2 protein-coding genes are annotated in these 1,069 nt (G+C 64.8%); both read right to left on the bottom strand.

The window, feature by feature from the left end:
* Positions 1-693, bottom strand: a 693-nt coding sequence (locus C2U70_RS32675) for a quinone oxidoreductase family protein (protein WP_140982908.1), incomplete at its 3' end; no start/stop codon positions are given.
* Positions 694-780: 87 nt separating this feature from the next.
* A partial coding sequence (locus C2U70_RS32680) for a TerC family protein (protein ID WP_433960727.1) occupies positions 781-1,069 on the bottom strand: 289 nt, incomplete at its 5' end.

Raw genomic sequence — 1,069 nt, forward strand, 5'->3', positions numbered from 1 at the left:
GCGCGGCTTCAGGCAGGACAGCGAGCCCGGGAATGTCGCCTTGCCGACGCCGTCATAGACGACGTCGCAGCCCTCGTTGCGGCTGATCTGCTTCACCCGCGCGACAAAATCTTCCTCATTGTAGAGGATGACGTGATCGCAGCCGTTGGATTCCGCAAGCTCGGCCTTGGCGCGCGAACCGACGGTGCCGATCACGTGCGCGCCCATCGCCCTCGCCCATTGGCAGGCCAAGAGCCCGATGCCGCCAGCGGCGGCGTGGATCAGCACGCGGTGATGCGGTTCGACCTTGAAGGTCTTGTGCAGGAGATACCAGACCGTCAGCCCCTTCAACATCAGCACAGCGCCCTGCTCGTAGGTGATGTGGTCGGGCAGCTTGACCAGCTTCTCCCAGGGGATGTTGCGCTCGCCGGCATAGGCGCCGAGGTTGTGGTAGTAGGCCACGCGGTCGCCGGCGTGGAAGTTCGTCACGCCGGGTCCGACCGCCACGACCTCGCCGGCCGCCTCGTTGCCGGCGATGAACGGGAATCCGGGCGCCTTGTAGAGGCCGGTGCGGTAGTAGACGTCGATGAAGTTCAACCCGACCGCATGCTGGCGGACGCGGATCTCGCCGGGGCCGGGCGCGGGCACGTCGACGCTCTCATAGACGAGGGCCTCCGGACCCCCGACCTTGTGCACGCGGACGGCTTTGGTCATCCCTGACCTCCTCGTTCTTCTTGGGTGCAAGCGAAGGCCATCGCGCCCCGCTTGTCAACTCGACGCCCCCTGGAACGCACGGGCCGGCTATTTGACCGGCTTCTTGCGGTTGCGTCTCGCCAGCACATTGAAGAACTCGACCGCCGCCGAGAACGCAATTGCAAAATAGATGTAGCCGCGCGGAATGTGAAATTTGAATCCATCCGCGACCAGCGCGACGCCGATCAACACCAGGAATGCCAGCGCCAGCATCTTGGTGGTCGGATGCTCGGCGACGAACCGCGCGACCGGTCCGGAGGAAATGTACATCACCAGGCACGCGATCACGACCGCGGCGATCATGATCTCGAGGTCCTGGGCCATGCCGATCGCGGTG

It is taken from the genome of Bradyrhizobium guangdongense, assembly GCF_006483445.1.
GTDB lineage: Bacteria > Pseudomonadota > Alphaproteobacteria > Rhizobiales > Xanthobacteraceae > Bradyrhizobium > Bradyrhizobium guangdongense_A.